Below are 19347 nucleotides of genomic sequence, written 5' to 3'. Positions count from 1 at the left end.
AAGCTGCGTGAGGTGGAAATTGTGCTGGGTCAGGGTGGGACGACCGCTGAGGCTTGCCGGCGTATCGCGGTCAGCGAGCAGACCTACTATCGCTGGCGCAAGGAATATGGCGGCCTGAAGACGGATCAGGCGCGTCGGATGAAGGATCTGGAGAAGGAGAACGCCCGGCTGCGTCGTGCGATCTCGGATCTGACGCTCGACAAGCTGATCCTGCAGGAGGCAGCAAAGGGAAACTTCTGAGCCCCGCACGGCGCCGACGCTGCATCGATCAGGTCCGAGATGTGCTGGACGTGTCCGAACGGCGGGTATGCCGCGTGCTCGGCCAGCACCGGTCGACGCAGCGCAAAGTGCCATGCGGGGCAGATGATGAGCAGGCGCTCACCGACGACATCGTCGCGCTGGCGAAGCAGTACGGGCGCTACGGCTACCGTCGAGTGACCGCGCTGCTGCACGCGGCAGGCTGGTCGGTGAACCACAAACGGGTCGAGCGGATCTGGCGGCGCGAGGGGCTCAAGGTGCCGCAGCGCCAACCGAAACGCGGCCGGCTGTGGCTCAATGACGGCTCCTGCATCCGGCTTCGACCAGAGTATCCGGGGCATGTCTGGGCCTATGATTTCGTCGAGGAGCGTACCCACGATGGACGCAAGTTCCGCATCCTGACCATCATCGACGAGGCCAGTCGCGAGTGCCTGGCACTGGTCGTGTCACGCCAGCTCCGCCACGAAGACGTGCTGGCCGCGTTGGCCGACCTGTTCATCGAACGGGGTCCGCCAGCGCACATCAGGTCGGACAACGGCAGCGAGTTCATCGCCACCGCCGTCCAGACCTGGCTCGGCCAGATCGGCGTGAAGACGCTCTACATCGCCCCGGGCTCGCCATGGGAGAACGGCTATAACGAGAGCTTCAACGGGTCGCTTCGCGACGAGCTGCTCAACGGCGAGATCTTCTACAGCCTCGCCGAGGCCAAGGTGCTGATTGAGGCGTGGCGCCGACACTACAACACCGTTCGGCCGCACAGCAGCCTGGGCTACCGCCCGCCGGCTCCGGAAGCGGCGACGCCGCCATTGCCGGCCTCCGGTTCCGCTTCGCTCCACCTACGCCCGGCAATGGCGGCGGAAGGACCAAGCGTGGGAGGCGGGCCATTGCGGAAGCGTAATAGATTATGGGTTTTTAGTAAACTGTCACCGTAATTCCATTTGCGGACCTGACCCGCCGATCCGCATGTCTGGCCGATCTATTTCAGGCAAGGATGCCGTCGTTCGAGTTGCTGGTATTCCAGTTCCATCCCAAGTTGGGCCGCAGCTCCACGACCATCACAAAATCCGAGACTTGCCGGAGATACCCATATCACTTCCGATCCATCCTGATCCGGCGCTATGAGTATATAATAATCTCGCCCAGGAACAGGCTTGCCAGAAGTCCTCGTATATGAATACCGTTGACCATTAATTGACCCCAAAAGGGTCATCTTATGAATAAAATTGAGACGGCACGCTCCATCTATCGATATTCCATCGCTATCAGATTTTATATCTTCAACGCTTTCCAATTTTGCGAGAACGTAAGCTCCCTTAAGTTCTCCATTTTTGCGAAACTGAAGGAGTTACGCACGCACTCTGGATCAATAAGACCAGCGCGCAGATAGAACCTCTATTAGCGAGGCGGATATTTTTTAGCATCGTATATCCTATACTGCTCTGGGTTCACCTGATATCTTTCCCACGATCCAAAATTATCAGGGGACTTTATTATCCTGATTGATGGCGAACCCTGATACCTACCTAGCTCAAAGATATTCCCGCTAGCGGCGCTGATTTCATACGATGATTTGTTCGTAACCTTGACATAGTCATCGTCACGACCGTGCGGCGGCTGATACGCATCATAAGGATGGGTGTGCGCCGTGGTCACAGAATCAGTTGGAATCCAGAACCCGCCACCGCCTTGAGAGCCTGCAAGCTGAACAGGGGTCACCACCAGCTGACCATCAACGTTTCGTCCCACGGTAACAAACTTTTCCGCGCTGCCCCGCTAACGCGGAGGTTTAGCAATGGCTTAGATATCGCCACCATGAAATCGTCGAGATCAGCCGGAGGTGTTGTGTCAGGCCCCCCTCTATCCGATGGTGCCCTGGCTACAGCTTGCTCGACACCCTTGTTGCTATTGATCGTGTTAGCCTGCCGAGGCGGAGCTTGAAGTCCCCCGGTTTTATTCATCCCTTTGACCCAATCTGCGAATTGGGCAGCGGTCAAGGAGATGCCGGTTACTGCACTGGCTCGCGGAGCGGTAGCACCTTCAACTCCTCGCCGCTGCGCTGTCACCACGATTTCATCGGCCAGCGCATTCGCGCCTCCGCCCCCAAGGCCTAGCACAAGGTCGGGATCGATGGTGCGCACCGCCCCCGGCAACATGGCCGCCCGTTCTTCAGGGGTAAATTTCACCAGATCGGAGTTGATATCGTCATCGGCGCTACTGCCTCTGACACTACCACCCCCGGCCACACGGTCAGCCACTAAATTCCCTACCGTATTGCCGAGTATATGCGCCCCACGAAGGTTGGCGGAGCAGCGGGGCAGATAGCCGATGCGAATCAAGGGCTTGTTATGGCTTTAACCCAGAGGCAACTGGGGTGGCGCAGGCCGAAAGCCCCGACGCCGATTTCGGTGCAGCAGCGGCATGGCGGCTGATTGGGTGCGCCATTGACCTATACGCCATTGACCTATACGCCATTGACGCATAAATGAGACCGATGACCACCCTTCAGTCTGTCGTCGAGCTACCCGAGTTCCTGCGGCGGGCGAAGGCGATCATGTCGGACGACGAACGAATGGCGCTGATAGACTATGTCGCCGCCAACCCGGAGGCCGGGGTGTCGTTGGGCGGCGGGCTGCGCAAGGTTCGCTTCGCCCGCGAGGGCGGCGGCAAGAGCGGGGGCTACCGGACCATCTACGTGTTCGGTGGCACGCATGTCCCGCTGTTTCTGGTGACGGTGTTCGCCAAGAACGAGAAGGATAACCTGAGCAGAACCGAACAGGCCGAACTGGTGGCGCTGAGCAAGATGCTGCTGGCAAGTTATGGAGACGGACGATGAGTGCCTATGAGAGCATCAGGCAAGGGCTGAACGAGGCGCTGGAGTTCGCCCAGGGCCAGCAGACCGACGCGCGCATCCATCAGGTCGCAGTGCCCGTCGTCGACGTTGCGGCGATCCGGGCCAGCACCGGCCTGTCGCAGGGCGCGTTCGCGCGCAGCATCGGCGTTGCGAAGGGCACGCTGCTCAACTGGGAGCATGGGCGACGGCGCCCGACCGGCCCCGCCCAGGTGTTGCTCGCCATGATCGCGAAGAAGCCGTCGCTGGTGAGCGACCTGCTGCGCTAGGCGTCGTCGTCCTGTGCTTCGCGATCGAGGGCGTCGAAGAGCGCTTGGCGATCGGTGGTGTTGGACAATGCGGCACCGCCATCGACGCCGGCACGGGTGATCGGCCGTGCCGGATGGGTGGCGGTGTGGACGGCTTTCAAGGCCTTGATGCTGACCTGGGTGTAGAGCTCGGTGGATTTGAGATCGGCATGGCCGAGCATGGCCTGAATGAACCGCACATCGGCGCCGTTCTCCAGCATCAGGGTCGCCATGGTGTGGCGGAACATGTGGCATGCGCCCTTCTTGCCTATGCCGGAATCCTTGACCGCATCGCGCACGATCTCGGCGAGCCTGGCAGCCCCCAGGGGCTGGCCATAGGTGCTCAGGAACAGCGTGCCGTCATCGGCCCCGGCGGCGAGGTCGGGTCGCACGTACTCGACATATTTGTTGATCCAGGCCAGCGCCCTGGCGCCGATCGGGATCATCCGGTCCTTCCGGCCCTTGCCTTTCGCGCACCAGGATGACGCCGCGTGCCTGGTCGATGTCATAGAGGTTGAGGTTGATCAGCTCCTGGCGACGCATGCCGGTGGAATAGAATGTCTCCAGCATGGCGCGATCGCGCAGGCCCATCGGCAGCGATAGGTCGGGCACCGCCAGGACCTTCTCGACCTCCGCGATCGTCATCACGTTGCGCGGCAGCCGCTTGCCGATGCGCGGCAGTTCCAGCTCGGAGGCCGGATTGTAGAGGATGTGGTTTTCGCGGGCGAGCCAGCGGAAGAAGGCCTTCAGCGGATGGGTGTGGGCGAGCTGGCTCCTGACCGTCAACGGCTCGCCGTCCGCCTTGCGGTAGAGAAACAGATGGCGCTGCCAGCGTTCGAGGATCGGTTTGGTGATCTCCTGCGGCCGGATCAGGCCGCGCTCGGCCGCCCAGGCCGCGAACACCCGGATCGTGCGGGAGCGGCAGTCGATCGTGTGGTGTGAATAATCTCGCTCGAGCATCCACTGGGTGAAGCGGTTCATGTGGTTCCAGATGCTATCCGGATCGCCGCCGCCGACCGCGAGCGTGGGCGGATGATAGATGCCCTTGTGGGGCGTGCGCCCCTTCCGGGTTCCGCGTCCACGCTTCCTCGGCATCAGGCCAGCGCCACACCGCGCGCGTATGACTGCCCGCTGCCGTTCAGGGGGGTGAGGTGCGTTTCGGGAAGATCGGGCGGCACATCACCGGAAATCGGCAGACAAGCTGGGGTTGCGTGCTTCGGGGACGACCGACCGCCCGCCGACTGCACCCCGACCAGCGGCCGACCAGGGCCCGACCGCTGTGCCGCACGCCCCGACCGGTCACCGTCATAGGCGCGGGCACCGGGATCGCTGAGGCCCATCAGGAAGCGCTGGCCTTCGGCGCCTTCGCCGGCATAGAGCAGTTCATATTCATAGCCTTGGCCCGCCTTCACGCGGTGGATCAGGACATATTCGAGCTCGGCAAGGCGGCTGAGATGCACCTTGAGCTGGGTGTCCCCCCATCCGGTCAAGGCGCGGATCTGGCGCCGCGTGAAGCGCAGATCCGCCCAGCGGATCGCGGCGCGGGCACATTCTTCGACGGCCCAGGCATGGACCATGTCGAGCAGCCGGCGCGTCTGCGGCGGCAGTTCGTCGAGCGTGCGCCCCAGGACTTCGCTGGCGATTCGATTGGCGAGCGCGATGTCGCCGGCTTCGACCTCGATATAGCGCACCACCCGCCCGCGATGCTGCACCTCATGGGTCGGCCGCTGATGCTGGTGGAGCAGCGCGATCGAGCGGATGAGGGTCAGATATTTCATATGGTCGCGGCGCGTCCGCGTCTTGTCGTCGAGGAAGGTGAGATCATCGGCGAACGGGTTCACGACCGCCACGCTTTCCAGCAAGGTCTGGGCGTTGCGGTGCAGGGCCATCGCCGCTGGATGAACCCGCCACGCTTGCGCCGACAACCGGGTCGGAATTGCCTACTCGGTCGGACTGAGGCGGAGTCGCAGCGCTTCCTGGGCGACCACGCCCCCCACCAGCGACGCTTCTCGCCACCAAATTCCCGATGGTATTGCCGATAATATCCGGCAGGGCGGCCACCACGTTATCGCCAAAATCGCTACCCTCCAGCACGCTGCGCGCCGCGGCGTTGGCCAAGCCGCCTGCGGCGTTCCGCGCCAATAGCCCGGCGGGACCGCCCAGCCTGATCGAGCCCGTGGCCGCGGCACCAATGCCTGCCGCTGCCACGCCTACCCAATTGAAGCTCGGCTGCAGCCCGGTGGCGACCGCAATGCCTTGGCTGATGACGCTGCCGAGCGCTCCGCGCGCCGCCACGTTTCCAATGCCGGCAAGCCCCTCTGCGCCTTTCCCGAACACATTAACCTTGGCGAGGCCGCCGCTCACCGCTCCGCTGAGCGCAGACAAGGCGACACCGGACCAGCTGAACCTATCCTGCATCCCCGTGGCGATGCCGACCCCTTGGCTGGCAATAGAGCCGAGCGCACCGCCGATGGCACCGGCCGCGATCCAAGTGCCGGCACCGATCGACACCGTTGCCGCGGCACCGGCCGCAGCACCCGCCGCAGCGGAAGAGCCCAACCCGGTCATCGCGCCGAACGCCTGCCCGAAGGTCGCCTGAGAGAAGGCTGCCGCGGCGCCCGCAGTAGCGACGACCGTCACCGCCACCGCGACCACCATGAGCAGCACCTGTCCCAACACGCCGCAACCGTTCTTCTTCTGCGCGCGGGCCTGGGCTGCTCGCGCCGATCAGGCGATCCGCCATCGGCTGATTGTTGACGATCGTCATATAGCCGACGCCCGTCATCGCCCCTCCGGGCACCGCGGCTGCCCAGGGATCGACAACAGCGATCGGGCCATGCGCCGCACCCGCATCGCCATGGGCATGGGCTGCTTCGTCTGCGTCATGCGGTGACAGATAGGTGGTGAGATATGCCGTCGTGGTGAGCGCGCCGACGAACAGCAGGATCTCGGCGACAATCGCCCGGCGCAGCCAGACACGAGCGTCGGCACGGGCGGCAAGACGGGGTGTCAGGATCAGTTTGTTGATACCTGCCAGGACGAGCAGTGCGCCGGTAAAGGCGAGCTTGACAAGCAGTCCTTGCTGATAGGCACGCGCGAGATCGATCCGCAAGTCGAGCAAGGCGGCGGTCGTTGTCAGGGCAGCGGCGAGGAGGACGCCGACCACCCCGACAGCCTGTCGGCTGAACCGGTCGACCAGTGCCGGAAATTCCGCCGCGCTGGTCCGGCTCGCACCGAGCAGGATCCACAGGCCGCCCAACCACCAGGCGGCGGCGGTTACGTGCAGGATGACGGTGATCGATGTCACGATGCCGTTGGTAGCGGCATGGCCGACGACGCCGAACGCGGCGAGGATCATCGCCGCGCCGGCCAGCGCGAGGCGCCTCCTCGCGAACGTCGCAGCCCACACGCCGCCAATCAGGTGCAGCCCCAGCGCGGCGCCGAGCGGCGACAGGAACAGCGCGTCCAGCGTAGCTGCGTCCGCGCCGCCGCCGAGACGCACGAAGAACAGCAAGGCCTCCCCGGCGGCTGAGATCGCGAGCGCGATGCCCGCTAAACGCGTGACACCCGCCGCAATCGCTCGCGACGTAGCGCCCCCGCCCCGCGCCCAGGATGCCCGCGCCAGGATCGTGCCCGCAGCGGTCAGCGCCCCCGCATAGCCGATTCCCTTGGCGAGCGCGGCGAGCGCTTCGAGCATGTCAGGGCTTGGGCGCGCGGAGGACGATGATGATGCTGCCTTCGACGACATGGCCGTCGCGCGACAGCGCCCGCCACCGCACCTCGTTGCGGCCCCGCACGAACCCCGGCTTGGGCGCGTTGAACACCAGCGCCTTGCCGGTGGGCTTGAACGGCAATTGCCGCTCGCCGGCCGCCGTCACCAGGGTCAGCGAGGTCAGCGATGCGGGTTCGAGAAAGGTCAGCGTCAGCACCGGCGGCGACTGGGTAAGGACGCTGCCGCTCGCCGGGTTGGAAGTGCGCAGCGCGGTATGCGCCTGCACGGCCGCCGGCACCGCCAGCGCTGCCGCGACGATCGCGGCGGTCCACAATGTCTTCATTTGGCTGTTTCCTTCTTGGGCCAGGGGTTGGCGAAGCGCGGATCGTGCAGCAGCGCCTCGTCGGTCAGCGACGTCAGAAACGCGATCAGGTCCGCCCGTTCCCCCTGCGTCAGCGTGAAGCCGGGGGCGAACGAACTCTTATAGGGGTTGATGCGGCCAATCCCGGCGTGCGGCCCTGACGCGATCGTCCGCCCGCCCGCCGCATAATGATCGATCACCGCATCGAGCGTCGGGATCGAGCCGTCGTGCATATAGGGCGCCGTCACCGCGACGTTGCGCAGGCTCGGCGCGCGGAACCGGCCCATATCCTCGGGCCGGCCGGTAATCTCGGCGATGCCGGTGTTGTTCGCCGGATAGGCGCCGTTGCCGTCGAGATTGTAGAGCCCGGTATTGTGGAAGGCGATTTCGCCGGCCTTGTTGCGCTCGTGCAGCACGGTGTCGGCAAGGTTCAGGCCGTTATGGCAGTGATGGCATTCAAGCCGCTCGGAGAAGAACAGCGCTTCGCCCCGGATCGCCGAATCCGAAAGCGCGTCGGCATCGCCTTCGTAGCGATAGCGGTCATAGGGCGAGCGCATCGAGACGATCGAGCGCTCGAATGCCGACAGCGCCCGGACCACCGTGGCCAGTGAAATCTCGCCGTCCGCCTCGGGAAATGCCGCTGCGAACAGGCGCCGGTAGAGCGGTTCGACGGCGAGCCGCTGGACGATCTCGGCGTCCTTGCCGGCCAGCCCGAGTTCGACCGGTTCCTGCCCCAGCAGCGGCACCAGCGCCTGTTGCTCGAGATGCTTCAGCAGCGGATTGGCCCAGGTCAGCACCGGGAAATAGGCGACGTTGACCAGCGACATCGAATTGCGCGGCGTGCTCTCGCCGGTCACGCCTCTGGAGACCGCGCGTCCGTCGGTGAAGGCGCGCGCCTGTTCGTGGCAGGACGCGCACGCCATCGTGCCGTCGCGCGACAGCCGCGTGTCGTAGAACAGATAGCGGCCCAGCTCGACCTTGGCCGGCGTGGTCGGGTTGGCGGCGGGCTCCATCGGCCGGGGTGCCCAGGCCGGCAGACCGAAATCGTACCGGCTGGGCACCATCGCGTCGATCGGTTGGAGTGCCGCTTGCCGCTGCTGCGCGTGTGCCACGCTGAGGACCAGCAGGATCGCCGAGCACAGCAGGGCGAGGTTCAACAAGCGCTGCATGGCTATTCCGCCCGCACCCATTTCTGCCCCGTGGAGGGCTTGCCATCAAAGGGCAGGCCAAGCCAGTCGAAGATTGCCGTGCAGTCGCCATCGCCGGGGAAGGACATGCAGCCCGATGCCGATTTGGGCGCGTTGATGGTGATGTCGGTGCCGGCAAGTAGCGCGCCCATGTCGAGGATCACCGTCGATTTGGCCGGATCGAAGCCGTCGAGCCGGTAGCTGGGCCGGTTGGGATTGGCGCAGGGCGCGCTCGGTGCGGTCATCGGGGAGCCTTCGCCGCAAGCGGTGCTGCCGAGATGGATCGAGAAGCCGGTCGCGGCATTGGGACCGCCCGCGCCGCCGCTGGTCTGCAGATCGATCGTGGTGAACTTGTAGCCGACCCGCCATGGCCAGGTCAGCGCGGTGACGTTCAGCGGCGCGGCGGCGAGCGTCGGGTCCTGGTGGTTGACCGCCTGCGGCACGCCGATCTCGAAGATCAGGCCGCGATAGTCACCCGCAGGCACGGTGCCGCGCACCACCATGTTGGTCGCGGCATTGCCGTTGCAATTACCGGTTCCGTCCTCGAAGTCGAGCAACGTCACCTGGTCGCTCTGCCACTGATCGTCGGGGGTGAGCGTCACCGGCACCGCGCGTCCGCTGGCATCAAGCAGCTTCACCGCCGACACATAGATGCGCAGATCCTGGAAGCGCAGCCCGGCCTTTGCCGTGCCGATCCCGGCATAGGCCCGGCCGCACCGTGCAGGCTCGGTGCCGACCCGCGCATCGAAGCGGATTTCGACCGGTTGCTGCGCAGCGATGGCAGCGGCGAGTGCGGAAACAAGCATGAGTCCCATGATCAATACCTTGCCGAAAGCGTCATGCGGACGCTGCGCCCTTCTTCATAGGTGTCTGGATAGACGGTTGAGTTGCGGTAGAGTGCGTAGCGTTTGTCGAACAGGTTGGTGACGCCGATATCCAGCCGGAACGGCAGGTGACGCGGCGTCAGCGTGACGAAGGCGTCATGGGCGCTATAGGCCGGGCGCCGGCGCAGGACCGTGCTGTCATAATCCTGCGCCCAGACCACCAGCGTGTTCCAGCGCACCGTGGCGATCGGCGCGATGCGGAGGCCCGCGCCCAGATTGAGCTTGTCGGGGGGCGAGAACAGATTGGCCCCGCTGTCCCGGTCGACGCTGCGCACGCGGCTATAGGCCGCCGACAGGTCGAGGGCGCCGATGCCATAGCCAAGCTCGGCCTCGACGCCGTTCCGCCGCGCGCGGCTTACATTCTGATATTGCAGGATCGGACGGCGGCCGAGGAACGGGTTGCTATAGGTGCCGACCGTCACCGATGTGATCAGGTCGCTGACATTGCTGCGAAACCAGGTTCCGCGCAGTTGCAGGCGATCCTTCCCGGCGAACAGGCCCGAGCGGGCATAGGCCAGCCCGAGGTTGAACTCGGTCGCGCTTTCGGGGCGCAGCGCCGGGTTCGGTCGAAAGTTCGAGAAGCCAGTCGCGACCGAATAGTTCTGATAGAGTTCGCTGACCGTCGGCGCCCGGAAAGCTTCGCCGTAGCTGGCAAAGGCCAGCAGCCCGGCGAGCGGGCGCACCGCGGCCGTGCCCTTGAAGGTGACGCGGTCGCTCGTCTTGTCCGGCGAGCTGCCGCTATCGACCGATGTCTTGAACTGGTCCCAGCGCAGCACCGGCGTCAGCGACAGCCAGGGCGTGAGGCCGACTTCATTCTGGGCGAAACCGCTGATGACGGTCTGCTTGCCGTCCGGCGTGACCGAGTTGCCGACACCGGCACTGGTCGATCGGTCGCGCTCTTCATACGCGTCGATACCGGCAGTGAGCGTGTTCGCGATCCCGCCGACATCGAAGCGCAGCGTCGACTGGAGCGCGCCGCCGGTGGTGCGCGTCAGGCCGTTGCTGCCCGTCAGCGCCGGCGTGGTATCCGGGTTGTCATAGGTGATGACGCGAAGCGCGGTGCGATACAGGGTGGCCTTCAGGCTCCATTTGCCCGCGGCATCGCCGCCGGTCAGGTTGACCACGCTTTCGTCCTGGGTCGAACGATGGGCCTGCATATACGGGAAGGCGGCGTCGGCCTGCGGGTTGTTCGGTCCGAAATCGTCGAGCGCGAAGTAGTGCTGCGATCCCTGGAGCCGGAAGCCGCCGCCGAGATCGACCCCGACCTTGGCGAGCCAGGTCTTGCTGTTGCTGTCTTCGGGGCGCAGTTCGACGCCGCCGCCCTGGCGGATCGGGCCGCTGTCACGCGAGGCGACGGCAAACAGCGCGTCGATCGCGCCGGCACGGCCATAGACCTGCCCCGCATAGCGCTGGGCACCGGCGCCGCTGGCATATTCGGCGAGCGCGCGTGCGCCGACCGTCTGCCCCTCCGCCAATTGGCTCTCTGCCGATATCGTCTCCAGCGCGAGCACCCCGCCCAGGCCGCCGGCACCATGCACCGCCGAACTCGCGCCGCGCAGCGTTTCGATCTGGCGAACGAAGCTGGGGTCGATGAACAGCGGCGTGCGCAAGGTCTCGGTCGTGTTGCGGCGCGAGCCATCGACCGTGATGATGATCTGCCGACCGGTGAAGCCGCGGATCGAGGGTGTCTCGCCCTGCTGGCGCGGGCCGCCGCCGACGTTGAGGCCTGGCTGAAGGCGAAGGGCGTCGAACACGCTCAGCGCCTGCCGGCCCTCGAGTTGTGCCGCTGTCACGACCGAGACCGGTGCTGCGGTATCGGCCAGCTTTTCCGGTACGCGCGTCGCGACGACGACGATGTCATCCGGTGCAGGCGTCGTCTGCGCCAGCACCGATGTCGAGGCGAACAGGGCCGCGACGGGGATCAAAGACGTCTTTAACAAGCTGATATTCCCCCTTTTACTATATGTGCGTTGTTCCGTGTCAGCGCCGATTTACGACGTTGTCCCCAGCCGCTTGCCCGCCGCCTCGGCTGCTTCGCGGGCCTGGGCCTGTCCGCCGGCATTGTTGCGGATCACCGCCGGCAGGGTACCCGCCCTGGCGACGAGCTGTTCGAGCGACTGGCCGACGAGGGCGGGCGTTTCGCCCACCGCCTTGTTGAGCGCGTCGACATAGGCCTTGTGGTGCCGGTCGTGATGGATGGTCATCGTCTCGGCATCGATCGCCGGTTCGAGCGCGCTGGTCGCATAGGGCAAAGGCGGCAGCGTGAAGGCGGCCGCTTGCGGAACTGTGGCTGGTGCAGAGGACTGCGCGGAAGCGACAGCCGGCGTCAGCAGCGCGGCGGCAGCGACAAGTGCAGGGATGGCATACATGCGTTCGTCTCCTGGAAAGCGCGTCAGAATTTGCGGGTGAACGACAGCTCGACGCTGCGCGGCGCGCCGATGAAGACGAGGCCGGAGGCGTAGCCGGACCAGTCCGCATAGAATTTGTCGGTGAGGTTGCGTCCGCGCAGCGTCAGCGTGCCGAAGGATGCGTTCCACGACACCGCAGCGTCGAACATCGTGAAGGCGTTGACCTTGGTGACGTTCGCGGTCTCGGTGTAGAAATCGCCATTGTGGCGCATGCTGCCGACCAGCGTGATCGGGAGCGCCTTGGGCGACCAGGTGACGACGAGATCGGCCAGCTGCTCGGGGACATTCTGCGGCCGGTTGCCCGCGCGGTTGACGCCGCCCGCCTCGATCAGTTCCAGATATTCGGCATCAAGCAGCGTCCCGCTTGCGGTCACGTTCAGCTCCGGCGTGACCGGCAGGTTGAGCGAGATTTCCGCCCCGCGCGAGCGCTGCGCACCGCCCTGGAACACTACCGCCGGGTTGGTCGGATCGCGCGTGAGGATGTCGTCCTGCCGGATATAGAAGGCCGACGCGGTCAGTTCGACTCCGGTTCCGCTGAGCGAGGTCTTGATACCGCCCTCGTAGGAATAGCCGGTGGTCAGTTCGAACTTCGCGTTCGCGGCGCTGAGAAACAGCAGGCCGCTGACCGGGGTGACCGCGCGGGTATATTGCGCGAACAACTGGGTACGGGGCGTGACACTGTAGACCGTGCCCGCGCGCCACGAGATCGGGTGATAGGTCTGGCCATAGGCCTGGACCGCGCCGCTGGTGGCGTTGCGGACGCTGCGGTCGAGCTTCACATCGTCATAGCGGAACCCGCCGACGACCAGCCACTGGTCGGTCAGATTGAGCGCATCCTCGGCGAAGATCGCAAGCGCATCGACCTTGGCGGTGACGTCCTGGCGCGTCGAGAAATTGGCGGGGGTGTCGGCCGGGAAGGTGCCCCGCACCGGATTGAACGGATCGACGGACGAGGCGCCGAAGCGCCGCACCGTGAAGAAATCGGTATGGCCGAATTCGGCGCCGATCGTGAAGCGATTGCGGAGCCCTGCGATCCGGCCGTCAAAGGCGAGGTGGAGGCGCTGGTTCCAATATTGGTGATCGTGGCTGATATAGGTGGCGCCACGATCGATCCGCCCGGTCGTGGTGTTGAAGCTATATTCGTCGGCGTCCTTATAGTCGCGGAAGCTGTCATAATAGCTGGTATCGCTGACGAGCTTGAGCGTGTCGCTCAGCGCATAGTCGGCGCGGGCGCGCAGCCAGGTCGTGTTCGACCCGTCGTTGCCGTCGGTATAGTCGAAGTTGGTCCGGCGCATCGCCTTGTCGAGCACCAGCCCGGAACTGCCCGACACCGCCGATGACGGGTCGCGCGCCACCGACCGCGCGACGACCGGCGTGCCGTAATAGGCGGTCTCGAACCGGTCCTCGAAATGGTCGACCGAGACCACCAGCGAGAAGCGGTCGCTGGGCTTGAACAGCAGCGAGCCCGTCGCCGCGAAGGTCCGGCTGTCGGCATCGTCGATCCAGCCTGACGATCGCGAGAACGACACGTCGCCGCGCACCGCCACTGTCTTGCCGAGCGGCAGGTTCACATCGGCGGCGAGGCGTGCGGTATCGAAGCTGCCATAGCTCGCCAGCATCTCGCCGCTCGCCCCGTCGAGCGTGGGGCGGCGCGGCACGAAGTTGATCGCGCCGGCCAGCGCGCCTTCGCCCGAGGTGACCGAGGCCGGTCCCTTGATGACTTCGATCCGCTCGAACGACCAGGCATCCCAGTTGCGCACGCCGACGTCCGAATTGGCCATGCGCACGCCGTCATAGAGATAGTTCACCGCGCGCTGAAAACCGCGAATCGACACCGCGCCGATCGATCCGGGCAGGTTGCCGGAGGCGACCCCGGGCGCGGCGTTCATCGCCTCGATCGCGTTGCGGACGCCCTGGAGCTGGAAATCCCGCTGGGTAACGATATCGACCACCGCCGGCGTCTCGCGGATCGAGAGGCCGAGCCGGCCGGACACCTCGGTTTGCTGCTCGAGCTGCTGGCCGGTAACGAGGATGGTGTCGCGCTCGGCGGAATTGTCGGTGATCTGGGCCAGCGCCGGAGACGCGACAAGACACGCCGTGATGGCGGCGAACGATGATTTCACGAGAAACTCCCTGTTTTATGTGCTTGGGCGCGGGCCGCGAGGCGTCGGCGCCAGTGGAGGAACCCGGTCGCGAACAGACCGAGCGGAACGAGGCCGAGGATCACGGCGAGGATGCGGGTCGAAAGGCCCAGGATCGATCCGTCGTGCAGGACGCGGATCCATTTGACGGTGGTCGTCGCGGCATTGCCGCGCCGCACGTCATGGACGGCGAGCACGGCGCCGGAATATTGGTCGATAAAGACGAAGCTGCCGGGGAAGCGGCGATGCGGGTCGCCCGGCATTTGCACCCGGATGCGGAACGGCTTCGGTCCCGCGCCCGGCACGTCGATAAAGGCGAGGCGAGCCTCCGGCACTGCCCGGCGTGCGGCGGCGAGCGCCCGCGCGATCGGGATTTGCCGTCCGCGCGACGCGCTTGATTGCGGGTCGGGGATGGTGTCGGGTACCGCGATCGTCGCGGTCAGTAACTGCGCCTTGACCGTAGGCAGCGCCAGCAGCGCCCCGGTGCCGACCAGGACAAAGAGCAGGCCCATGCTCCACACGCCCGCCAGCTTGTGGAGGTCACGCAGCCGCCGAATCGGCACGGCGTTGCGCTTGAAGGCGAGCGCCTTGCGCCACGACCCACGCGGCCACCAGACAACGATGCCGCTGACCAGCAGCACCAGCATCGCGCATCCCGACCAGCCGACGACCTGGCTGCCGAGCTCGCCCGCGAGGAGGTGCATGTGCAGTTCGTAGAGCCAGCTCATCAGATAGCCGCCCCAGGGCTCGGCGCGGAGCACTTGGGCACCATCGGGCGAGAACCACACCATCTCGCGCGGCGCGTGGTGGCCATGCTCTTCCGACGGGTAGTAGCGCGCGGGGATGGCGCCGGGCTCGCCGGTCGACTCGAACGACCAGTTGCCGTGGGGATCGGGCCAGTGCGTCCGGGCGGTCGCCAGTGCGCGGTCCCAGGTCGGCGAGGCCCAGTCCAGCGCCGACGTGGACACGGGCTGTTGAATCGCCGGATGCAGCGCCTTGTCGATCTCGATATAGAAGACCAGCGCCGAGCCGGTCGCGCCCAGCAGCGCGAACAGCCCGCCGAGCCCGAGGCCGAGCCAGAGATGGAGCTGGCGCAGAAGGATACGGGTGCGTGCGGTCACGCGGCGCCCCGCGCGGTTTGCAGCAGCGCCCGGATTCGCGGCTCGAGCGCGCGCCGCTCGGCGGCCGACACGCATTGGCCGATCGGGTATCGCTCGCGGCGGAAGACGAGCCACAGCGCATGGTCGAGTTCGGTGCGACCGCTCGCCTCGATCCGCGTCCAATAGGCTGGCAGGGCGATTCGGGACTGGCGTCCGCGCCCGTCGAGGCGGACGAGCTCGACGATCCCGCCCGCGACGCGCAGCCGTTCCTCGGGGACAGGACCCTTGCTGAACAGGTACAGCGCCACCGCGAGACCGCCGATGTCGAGCACCGAGAACAGGAGCACCGGCCAGGCACCGATCAGGACGAAACGCAGCGACACCAGCGCGGCTGCGACACCGGCGGCCCAGAGCAGATATTTGCCCTGGATCGGCAGCGTTGACCGCGGCGCGATCATGCGGATCTCGTTCTCGGTGTTGGCTGTCGCCTGCCACGGACCGATCGCGTCTGGCGGCGTGCGCCCGGAAAGGGCCTCGGCGCTCATTGGGACATCGCCGCCATGGCGGGCGTGCTCGGATCGGCGGCGGTGCTGTCGCCAAGCACCGCGTCACCAACGCGAAAGACCAGGCACAGGCCGATCAACAGCCAGGCCGAGCGGCGCGTCCGGCGCAGCCAGGCGATGAACGGCGTGGGCGCCGTTGCAATGTTGGACATTTTGGGACCTCATCAGCTCTTCGAACCCCCTGAGGGGCCTGCGCATGGCCAGCCATGCGCCGTCAGCGGCGACCGAGATCGATGCGCCGCGCCTGCGTCAGGCGCGCGAAGGAGGGCCTTGGGCGGGCGGCGGCGGCGCCGCGAGGCTGTGGACGGCCATATCCTCCATTGCGTGCGGAGGCACTGCATTGAAGGTTTGCGGCACCTTGACGCCGAACGCCGTCTCGATCGGCTCGATCAGGGGACCGCCGAGCCCGGCGGCGAAGGCGCAGGGGGGCGCCGCCGGGCCATGATGGTCATGGCCATCCTCACGCTGGGGAATGGGCAGGAACGCCTTCACTGCGCCCTGGCCCGTGCAGAAGGAGATTGTGATGCCATGCGCATAGGCGACCGGCATGTACCCTGTCGGGATCGCAGCCCGGATCGCCAGGACGCACAGCAGCAGCAGCGCGAAGACGCGCCGTGCGTGCGTGGAGTGGCGGATCCGGGCGGTCAGCGGCATCGACTCAGCCCTGCAGCCTTGGGTTGCGCGCAATCACGACGGCCCCTTCACCGCGGCGAGCGCCGCACGCACCTGGCCCGGAAAGGCGGTGTACATCGACTTCATGATGGCCTGCACCTCTGGGGGGGCGGTGCGGGTTGAGCCGGCATGGAAGGGCGGCTGCGGATCGTATTCGCAGCCCAGCTGCACACCCTGCGCATAGACTGGGTCGCGCAGCTCGGCGACCATCGCGAGCCCGAAATCGAGCCCGGCGGTGACCCCGGCGCCGGTGATACGGTTGCGGTCGCGCACGACGCGCTCGGACACCGGCGTCGCGCCGCAATCGGTGAGCGTTTCCAGCGCGGCCCAATGGGTCGTCGCGCGATAGCCCTTGAGCAGTCCCGCAGCCCCCAGGATCAGCGCCCCGGTGCAAACCGAGGTGACATAGCGTGCTCGGGCACCGCGATCGGCGATGAAGGCACGCGTGGCGTCGTCGCGCATCGCCGCCAGCGTCCCGCTCGTGCCGCCGGGTGCGAACAGCACGGTCAGGTCCTTCGGGCACTCCGCGAAGGTCGCGGTGGGGAGGATGGTGACCCCGGTATCGCTGGTCATCGGATCGCGCGTCTTGCCGACTAGATGGACCGTCGCGCCCATCAGCGCCGCGAACATATATTGCGGCCCGATCAGATCGAGGATGGTCATGCCGGGATAGCAGAGCATGGCGATCTGGTCGGGTTTGACCCAGCCCGGCGGCATCGCGGCCATGGCGTGGCCGGCGTGTGGATCGGCGGCGGTCTGCGCGCTGGCCCGGCTGGCGGCCAGTGCGCCGAACAGCCCCATCATCAGCGCGGTGCGGCGATCGAAGCCCTCCATCAGAACGCTCCCTTGAGCGTGAGGAAGGCCGAGCGCGGCTGGGTGGGGATCACATAGGGGCCGCCGAAATACTGGTACGGCTCCAGCCCGTCGTTACCTAGCAGGTTGGTCACCGACAGGCTGAGCGTGACGGGGCCGAGATCGTAGGCGGCCTGGGCATCGACCAGCGCCATTCCCTGGATCGATACCGTGTTGGGCAAGGTCAGTTCGCGCCGCGAGACGGCGGTGACGCCGCTTCCCAGCGAAAAGCCCCGCAGTGCGCCGTCGCGGAACCGGTAGCGCGCCGCGAGCCGCCCGCTATGCGCCGGCACCGCGCGCAGCCGGTCGCCGACCGGCAGGCTGTTGTCCTTGGTGACCTTGGCGTCGGTATAGGCATAGTTGAATAGCAGCGACACCGAGGGGACCGGCTCATAAATCAGGTCGAGTTCGGCGCCGCGGGCGCGCTGCTCGCCGGTCTGGATGTTGGCGAAGGGGATCACCGGATCGGCGGTCACCACATTTTGGCGGGTGATCTGGTAGAGCGCGGCGGTGCCTGTCAGGCCCTTGATCGGCGCCGCGAACTTGATCCCGCCTTCCCAGGCCTGCGACGTCTCGGGCTTGGGGGTGATGGTATAGAAGCCGCCGCCGACCACGCCCTGGAACCCCTCGGCATAGCCGCCGAACAGCGAGATGCCGTCGACGAGGCGGAAGGTCGCGCCGACTCGCGGGGTCACCTTCTCCGCGGTGTCCTCGGTCGCCACGCCGACATTGCTGGCAACCTTGATATGGGTCCAGCGCAGGCCGAGCGTCACGTCGAGCCGATCGCCAATGCCGATCTGGTCCTGCGCGAAGAAGGCAAAGCTCTCCAGCCGGTCGTGCTGGTCGAAATAGAAGGGAGGATCGCCGCCGAAATTCGGTGCCGGCAGCGGCTGGGCATAGTCGATCGTCGCCCAGGCGGGGTTGAAGTACATCGCTCCGAAATAGCGGGTATGGTCATAATCGGCGCCGACCAGGATCGTCTGGCGCAGGCCACCCTCCCCGAAGCGGGCGGTAACCGTGCCGGTCGCATAGGTCTTCTTGCTCTCGGACGGCAGATAGGCGGTGCCGAAATTATAGATCGTCCCGCTGATCTGGCCATACGGGAAGCTGCCCCGTTCCTCGAAGCTGGTGATGGTGCGCGCGACGGTCAGATTCGCCTCCACCCGGTCCGAGAAGCGGTGGGTGAGCGATCCGGTCAGTCCCTTGTTCTCGATCCAGGTGCGCGGCATGTCGCGCGATCCCGCATAGGTGGCGCGGTCGATCACTGCGGCGGGGGCGAGCAGCGACACCGGCAGCCCGGCATATTCGGTCTGCTCGACCCTGCTGTAGCGCCCGCGCACCACGAGGCTGGTATCGGTGCCGAGGCCGATCGCCAGCGTCGGGAAGATCGCGCGGCGATCGCGGCTGACGAAGTCGACATAGCTGTCGGCGCTGTCGATCATGCCGGTCACCCGCAGGGCGACGCCCGCCATCAGCGGCAGATTGACGTCGCCCTCTGCGCCCACCGTGCCGAAGGATCCGGCCCGCGCGGTAAGCTTCACGCCCAGCCGGTCATAGGGATCGCGCGAGACGAGGTTGATGATCCCCGACAGTGGCGCGCCGCTGCCCCCGCCATAGAGCGTCGCGGTCGGCCCCTTGGCGACGTCGATGCGCTCGACATTGACCAGCGTGCCGGGGTCTCCGACGCCGGCCGGCAGCTGGTAGGTCGGCACGCCGTCGATGTAATAATTGACCGCGAAGCCGCGGATGAGCGTCGGCTGGAGCACGGTCTGCTCGATGCTGGTGGGCACCACGCCCGAGACATTGACCAGCGCGTCAGGCAGCGTCTGGAGATCCTGCTCCTCGATCAGCGTGCGGGTGATCGTCTGGATCGACTGGGGGATTTTCTCGACCGGCGTGGCGGTGCGCGTCGCGGTCGTGGTCTGCGGCATGGCATAGGTTTCGCGCTGACCGGTCACGACGATGGCGTCGGCGGTCCAGCCCTGGGCGGGCTTGTCCTGAGCATGGACGGCAACGGGCGCGACGGTGCAGGCGAGCGTCGCCAGCATTCGGGTCTTGAGCATGGAATTCTCCG

20 protein-coding genes are annotated in these 19347 nt (G+C 66.2%); 3 read left to right on the top strand and 17 right to left on the bottom strand.

Annotated elements, in window-relative coordinates; translation table 11 throughout:
• The 3 genes from DD559_RS06475 to DD559_RS06465 form a co-directional block, all read left to right on the top strand.
• Positions 1-1190 (top strand): IS3 family transposase gene (locus DD559_RS06475; RefSeq protein WP_240610147.1). Its coding sequence is split into 2 segments (ribosomal slippage), with 1191 coding nucleotides annotated over them: positions 1-226 and positions 226-1190; the frame shifts between segments, so codons are not numbered across the junction. This gene is flagged as partial in the annotation.
• A 1559-nt stretch (positions 1191-2749) separates the two neighbouring features.
• A complete protein-coding gene (locus DD559_RS06470; protein ID WP_116468463.1) occupies positions 2750-3091 on the top strand; it encodes a type II toxin-antitoxin system RelE/ParE family toxin in 342 nt (113 codons plus the stop codon).
• Entirely contained in the window at positions 3088-3375 is a 288-nt protein-coding gene (locus DD559_RS06465; protein ID WP_116468462.1) for a helix-turn-helix domain-containing protein, read from the top strand. Before DD559_RS06470 ends, DD559_RS06465 begins: the two co-directional genes overlap by 4 nt.
• On the opposite strand, the gene DD559_RS20360 is transcribed toward DD559_RS06465, so the two are convergent.
• From DD559_RS20360 to DD559_RS06395, 17 genes are all read right to left on the bottom strand, one after another.
• Positions 3372-3839 carry a tyrosine-type recombinase/integrase gene (locus tag DD559_RS20360; RefSeq protein ID WP_206364463.1) on the bottom strand — a complete coding sequence of 156 codons (468 nt, stop codon included), beginning with the start codon at positions 3837-3839 and terminating at the stop codon, positions 3372-3374. The two genes, DD559_RS06465 and DD559_RS20360, sit on opposite strands and share 4 nt — an antisense overlap.
• Positions 3754-4374, bottom strand: a complete 621-nt coding sequence (locus tag DD559_RS20355; protein WP_206364462.1) for a tyrosine-type recombinase/integrase — start codon at positions 4372-4374, stop codon at positions 3754-3756. The genes DD559_RS20360 and DD559_RS20355 overlap by 86 nt, the downstream gene beginning before the upstream one ends.
• 113 nt (positions 4375-4487) lie before the next feature.
• Positions 4488-5282, bottom strand: a complete 795-nt coding sequence (locus tag DD559_RS06455; protein WP_116468461.1) for a hypothetical protein — start codon at positions 5280-5282, stop codon at positions 4488-4490.
• Positions 5215-5811, bottom strand: coding sequence for a hypothetical protein (locus DD559_RS19940; RefSeq protein WP_206364461.1), 597 nt, complete (start codon positions 5809-5811; stop codon positions 5215-5217). Before DD559_RS19940 ends, DD559_RS06455 begins: the two co-directional genes overlap by 68 nt.
• Positions 5801-7090 carry a CopD family protein gene (locus DD559_RS06450; protein WP_165831013.1) on the bottom strand — a complete coding sequence of 430 codons (1290 nt, stop codon included), beginning with the start codon at positions 7088-7090 and terminating at the stop codon, positions 5801-5803. Before DD559_RS06450 ends, DD559_RS19940 begins: the two co-directional genes overlap by 11 nt.
• Before the next feature lies 1 nt (position 7091).
• A complete protein-coding gene (locus DD559_RS06445) occupies positions 7092-7448 on the bottom strand; it encodes a copper resistance CopC family protein (RefSeq protein WP_116468459.1) in 357 nt (118 codons plus the stop codon).
• Complete coding sequence (locus tag DD559_RS06440) at positions 7445-8635, bottom strand: methanobactin export MATE transporter MbnM (RefSeq protein ID WP_206364460.1); 1191 nt, start codon at positions 8633-8635, stop codon at positions 7445-7447. Before DD559_RS06440 ends, DD559_RS06445 begins: the two co-directional genes overlap by 4 nt.
• Positions 8636-8637: 2 nt before the next feature.
• Entirely contained in the window at positions 8638-9468 is an 831-nt protein-coding gene (locus DD559_RS06435) for an MbnP family copper-binding protein (protein WP_116468457.1), read from the bottom strand.
• Positions 9469-9470: 2 nt separating this feature from the next.
• Positions 9471-11462 (bottom strand): TonB-dependent receptor domain-containing protein, encoded by a 1992-nt coding sequence (locus DD559_RS06430; RefSeq protein WP_206364459.1) that lies wholly within the window; start codon positions 11460-11462, stop codon positions 9471-9473.
• A gap of 66 nt (positions 11463-11528) precedes the next feature.
• Positions 11529-11906, bottom strand: a complete 378-nt coding sequence (locus DD559_RS06425) for a superoxide dismutase (protein WP_240610146.1) — start codon at positions 11904-11906, stop codon at positions 11529-11531.
• 23 nt (positions 11907-11929) lie between these two features.
• On the bottom strand, positions 11930-14068 hold the full coding sequence (locus tag DD559_RS06420; protein ID WP_116468455.1) for a TonB-dependent receptor: 2139 nt from the start codon (positions 14066-14068) through the stop codon (positions 11930-11932).
• Positions 14065-15207, bottom strand: coding sequence for a PepSY-associated TM helix domain-containing protein (locus tag DD559_RS06415; protein ID WP_206364458.1), 1143 nt, complete (start codon positions 15205-15207; stop codon positions 14065-14067). Before DD559_RS06415 ends, DD559_RS06420 begins: the two co-directional genes overlap by 4 nt.
• Positions 15204-15731 (bottom strand): DUF2244 domain-containing protein, encoded by a 528-nt coding sequence (locus DD559_RS06410; protein WP_116468453.1) that lies wholly within the window; start codon positions 15729-15731, stop codon positions 15204-15206. The genes DD559_RS06415 and DD559_RS06410 overlap by 4 nt, the downstream gene beginning before the upstream one ends.
• The gene (locus DD559_RS19755; RefSeq protein ID WP_165831010.1) at positions 15728-15901 is read right to left on the bottom strand and encodes a hypothetical protein; all 174 of its coding nucleotides are present in this window, start codon (positions 15899-15901) and stop codon (positions 15728-15730) included. The genes DD559_RS06410 and DD559_RS19755 overlap by 4 nt, the downstream gene beginning before the upstream one ends.
• A 97-nt stretch (positions 15902-15998) precedes the next feature.
• Positions 15999-16403 carry a hypothetical protein gene (locus tag DD559_RS06405; RefSeq protein ID WP_116468452.1) on the bottom strand — a complete coding sequence of 135 codons (405 nt, stop codon included), beginning with the start codon at positions 16401-16403 and terminating at the stop codon, positions 15999-16001.
• Positions 16404-16436: 33 nt separating this feature from the next.
• Complete coding sequence (locus tag DD559_RS06400) at positions 16437-17255, bottom strand: DJ-1/PfpI family protein (protein WP_116468451.1); 819 nt, start codon at positions 17253-17255, stop codon at positions 16437-16439.
• The gene (locus tag DD559_RS06395) at positions 17255-19336 is read right to left on the bottom strand and encodes a TonB-dependent siderophore receptor (protein ID WP_116468450.1); all 2082 of its coding nucleotides are present in this window, start codon (positions 19334-19336) and stop codon (positions 17255-17257) included. Before DD559_RS06395 ends, DD559_RS06400 begins: the two co-directional genes overlap by 1 nt.
• Positions 19337-19347: the final 11 nt, after the last annotated feature.

Origin of the sequence: Sphingomonas pokkalii, from assembly GCF_003096275.1 — a bacterium.
Taxonomy (GTDB): Bacteria; Pseudomonadota; Alphaproteobacteria; order Sphingomonadales; family Sphingomonadaceae; genus Sphingomonas; species Sphingomonas pokkalii.
The sequence above is the reverse complement of the archived record's forward strand: the minus strand, read 5'-3'. Positions and strand labels throughout refer to the sequence as shown.

What these genes read in the sequence shown, in the direction of transcription:
- DD559_RS06425 (WP_240610146.1), bottom strand. Translation starts at nt 11,906, where the DNA reads ATGTATGCCATCCCTGCACTTGTCGCTGCCGCCGCGCTGCTGACGCCG.
- DD559_RS19755 (WP_165831010.1), bottom strand. Translation starts at nt 15,901, where the DNA reads ATGTCCAACATTGCAACGGCGCCCACGCCGTTCATCGCCTGGCTGCGC.
- DD559_RS06465 (WP_116468462.1), top strand. Translation starts at nt 3,088, where the DNA reads ATGAGTGCCTATGAGAGCATCAGGCAAGGGCTGAACGAGGCGCTGGAG.
- DD559_RS06435 (WP_116468457.1), bottom strand. Translation starts at nt 9,468, where the DNA reads ATGGGACTCATGCTTGTTTCCGCACTCGCCGCTGCCATCGCTGCGCAG.
- DD559_RS06445 (WP_116468459.1), bottom strand. Translation starts at nt 7,448, where the DNA reads ATGAAGACATTGTGGACCGCCGCGATCGTCGCGGCAGCGCTGGCGGTG.
- DD559_RS20355 (WP_206364462.1), bottom strand. Translation starts at nt 4,374, where the DNA reads ATGAACCGCTTCACCCAGTGGATGCTCGAGCGAGATTATTCACACCAC.
- DD559_RS06410 (WP_116468453.1), bottom strand. Translation starts at nt 15,731, where the DNA reads ATGAGCGCCGAGGCCCTTTCCGGGCGCACGCCGCCAGACGCGATCGGT.
- DD559_RS06400 (WP_116468451.1), bottom strand. Translation starts at nt 17,255, where the DNA reads ATGGAGGGCTTCGATCGCCGCACCGCGCTGATGATGGGGCTGTTCGGC.
- DD559_RS06405 (WP_116468452.1), bottom strand. Translation starts at nt 16,403, where the DNA reads ATGCCGCTGACCGCCCGGATCCGCCACTCCACGCACGCACGGCGCGTC.
- DD559_RS06440 (WP_206364460.1), bottom strand. Translation starts at nt 8,635, where the DNA reads ATGCAGCGCTTGTTGAACCTCGCCCTGCTGTGCTCGGCGATCCTGCTG.
- DD559_RS06470 (WP_116468463.1), top strand. Translation starts at nt 2,750, where the DNA reads ATGACCACCCTTCAGTCTGTCGTCGAGCTACCCGAGTTCCTGCGGCGG.
- DD559_RS20360 (WP_206364463.1), bottom strand. Translation starts at nt 3,839, where the DNA reads ATGATCCCGATCGGCGCCAGGGCGCTGGCCTGGATCAACAAATATGTC.
- DD559_RS06455 (WP_116468461.1), bottom strand. Translation starts at nt 5,282, where the DNA reads ATGGCCCTGCACCGCAACGCCCAGACCTTGCTGGAAAGCGTGGCGGTC.
- DD559_RS19940 (WP_206364461.1), bottom strand. Translation starts at nt 5,811, where the DNA reads ATGCAGGATAGGTTCAGCTGGTCCGGTGTCGCCTTGTCTGCGCTCAGC.
- DD559_RS06450 (WP_165831013.1), bottom strand. Translation starts at nt 7,090, where the DNA reads ATGCTCGAAGCGCTCGCCGCGCTCGCCAAGGGAATCGGCTATGCGGGG.
- DD559_RS06395 (WP_116468450.1), bottom strand. Translation starts at nt 19,336, where the DNA reads ATGCTCAAGACCCGAATGCTGGCGACGCTCGCCTGCACCGTCGCGCCC.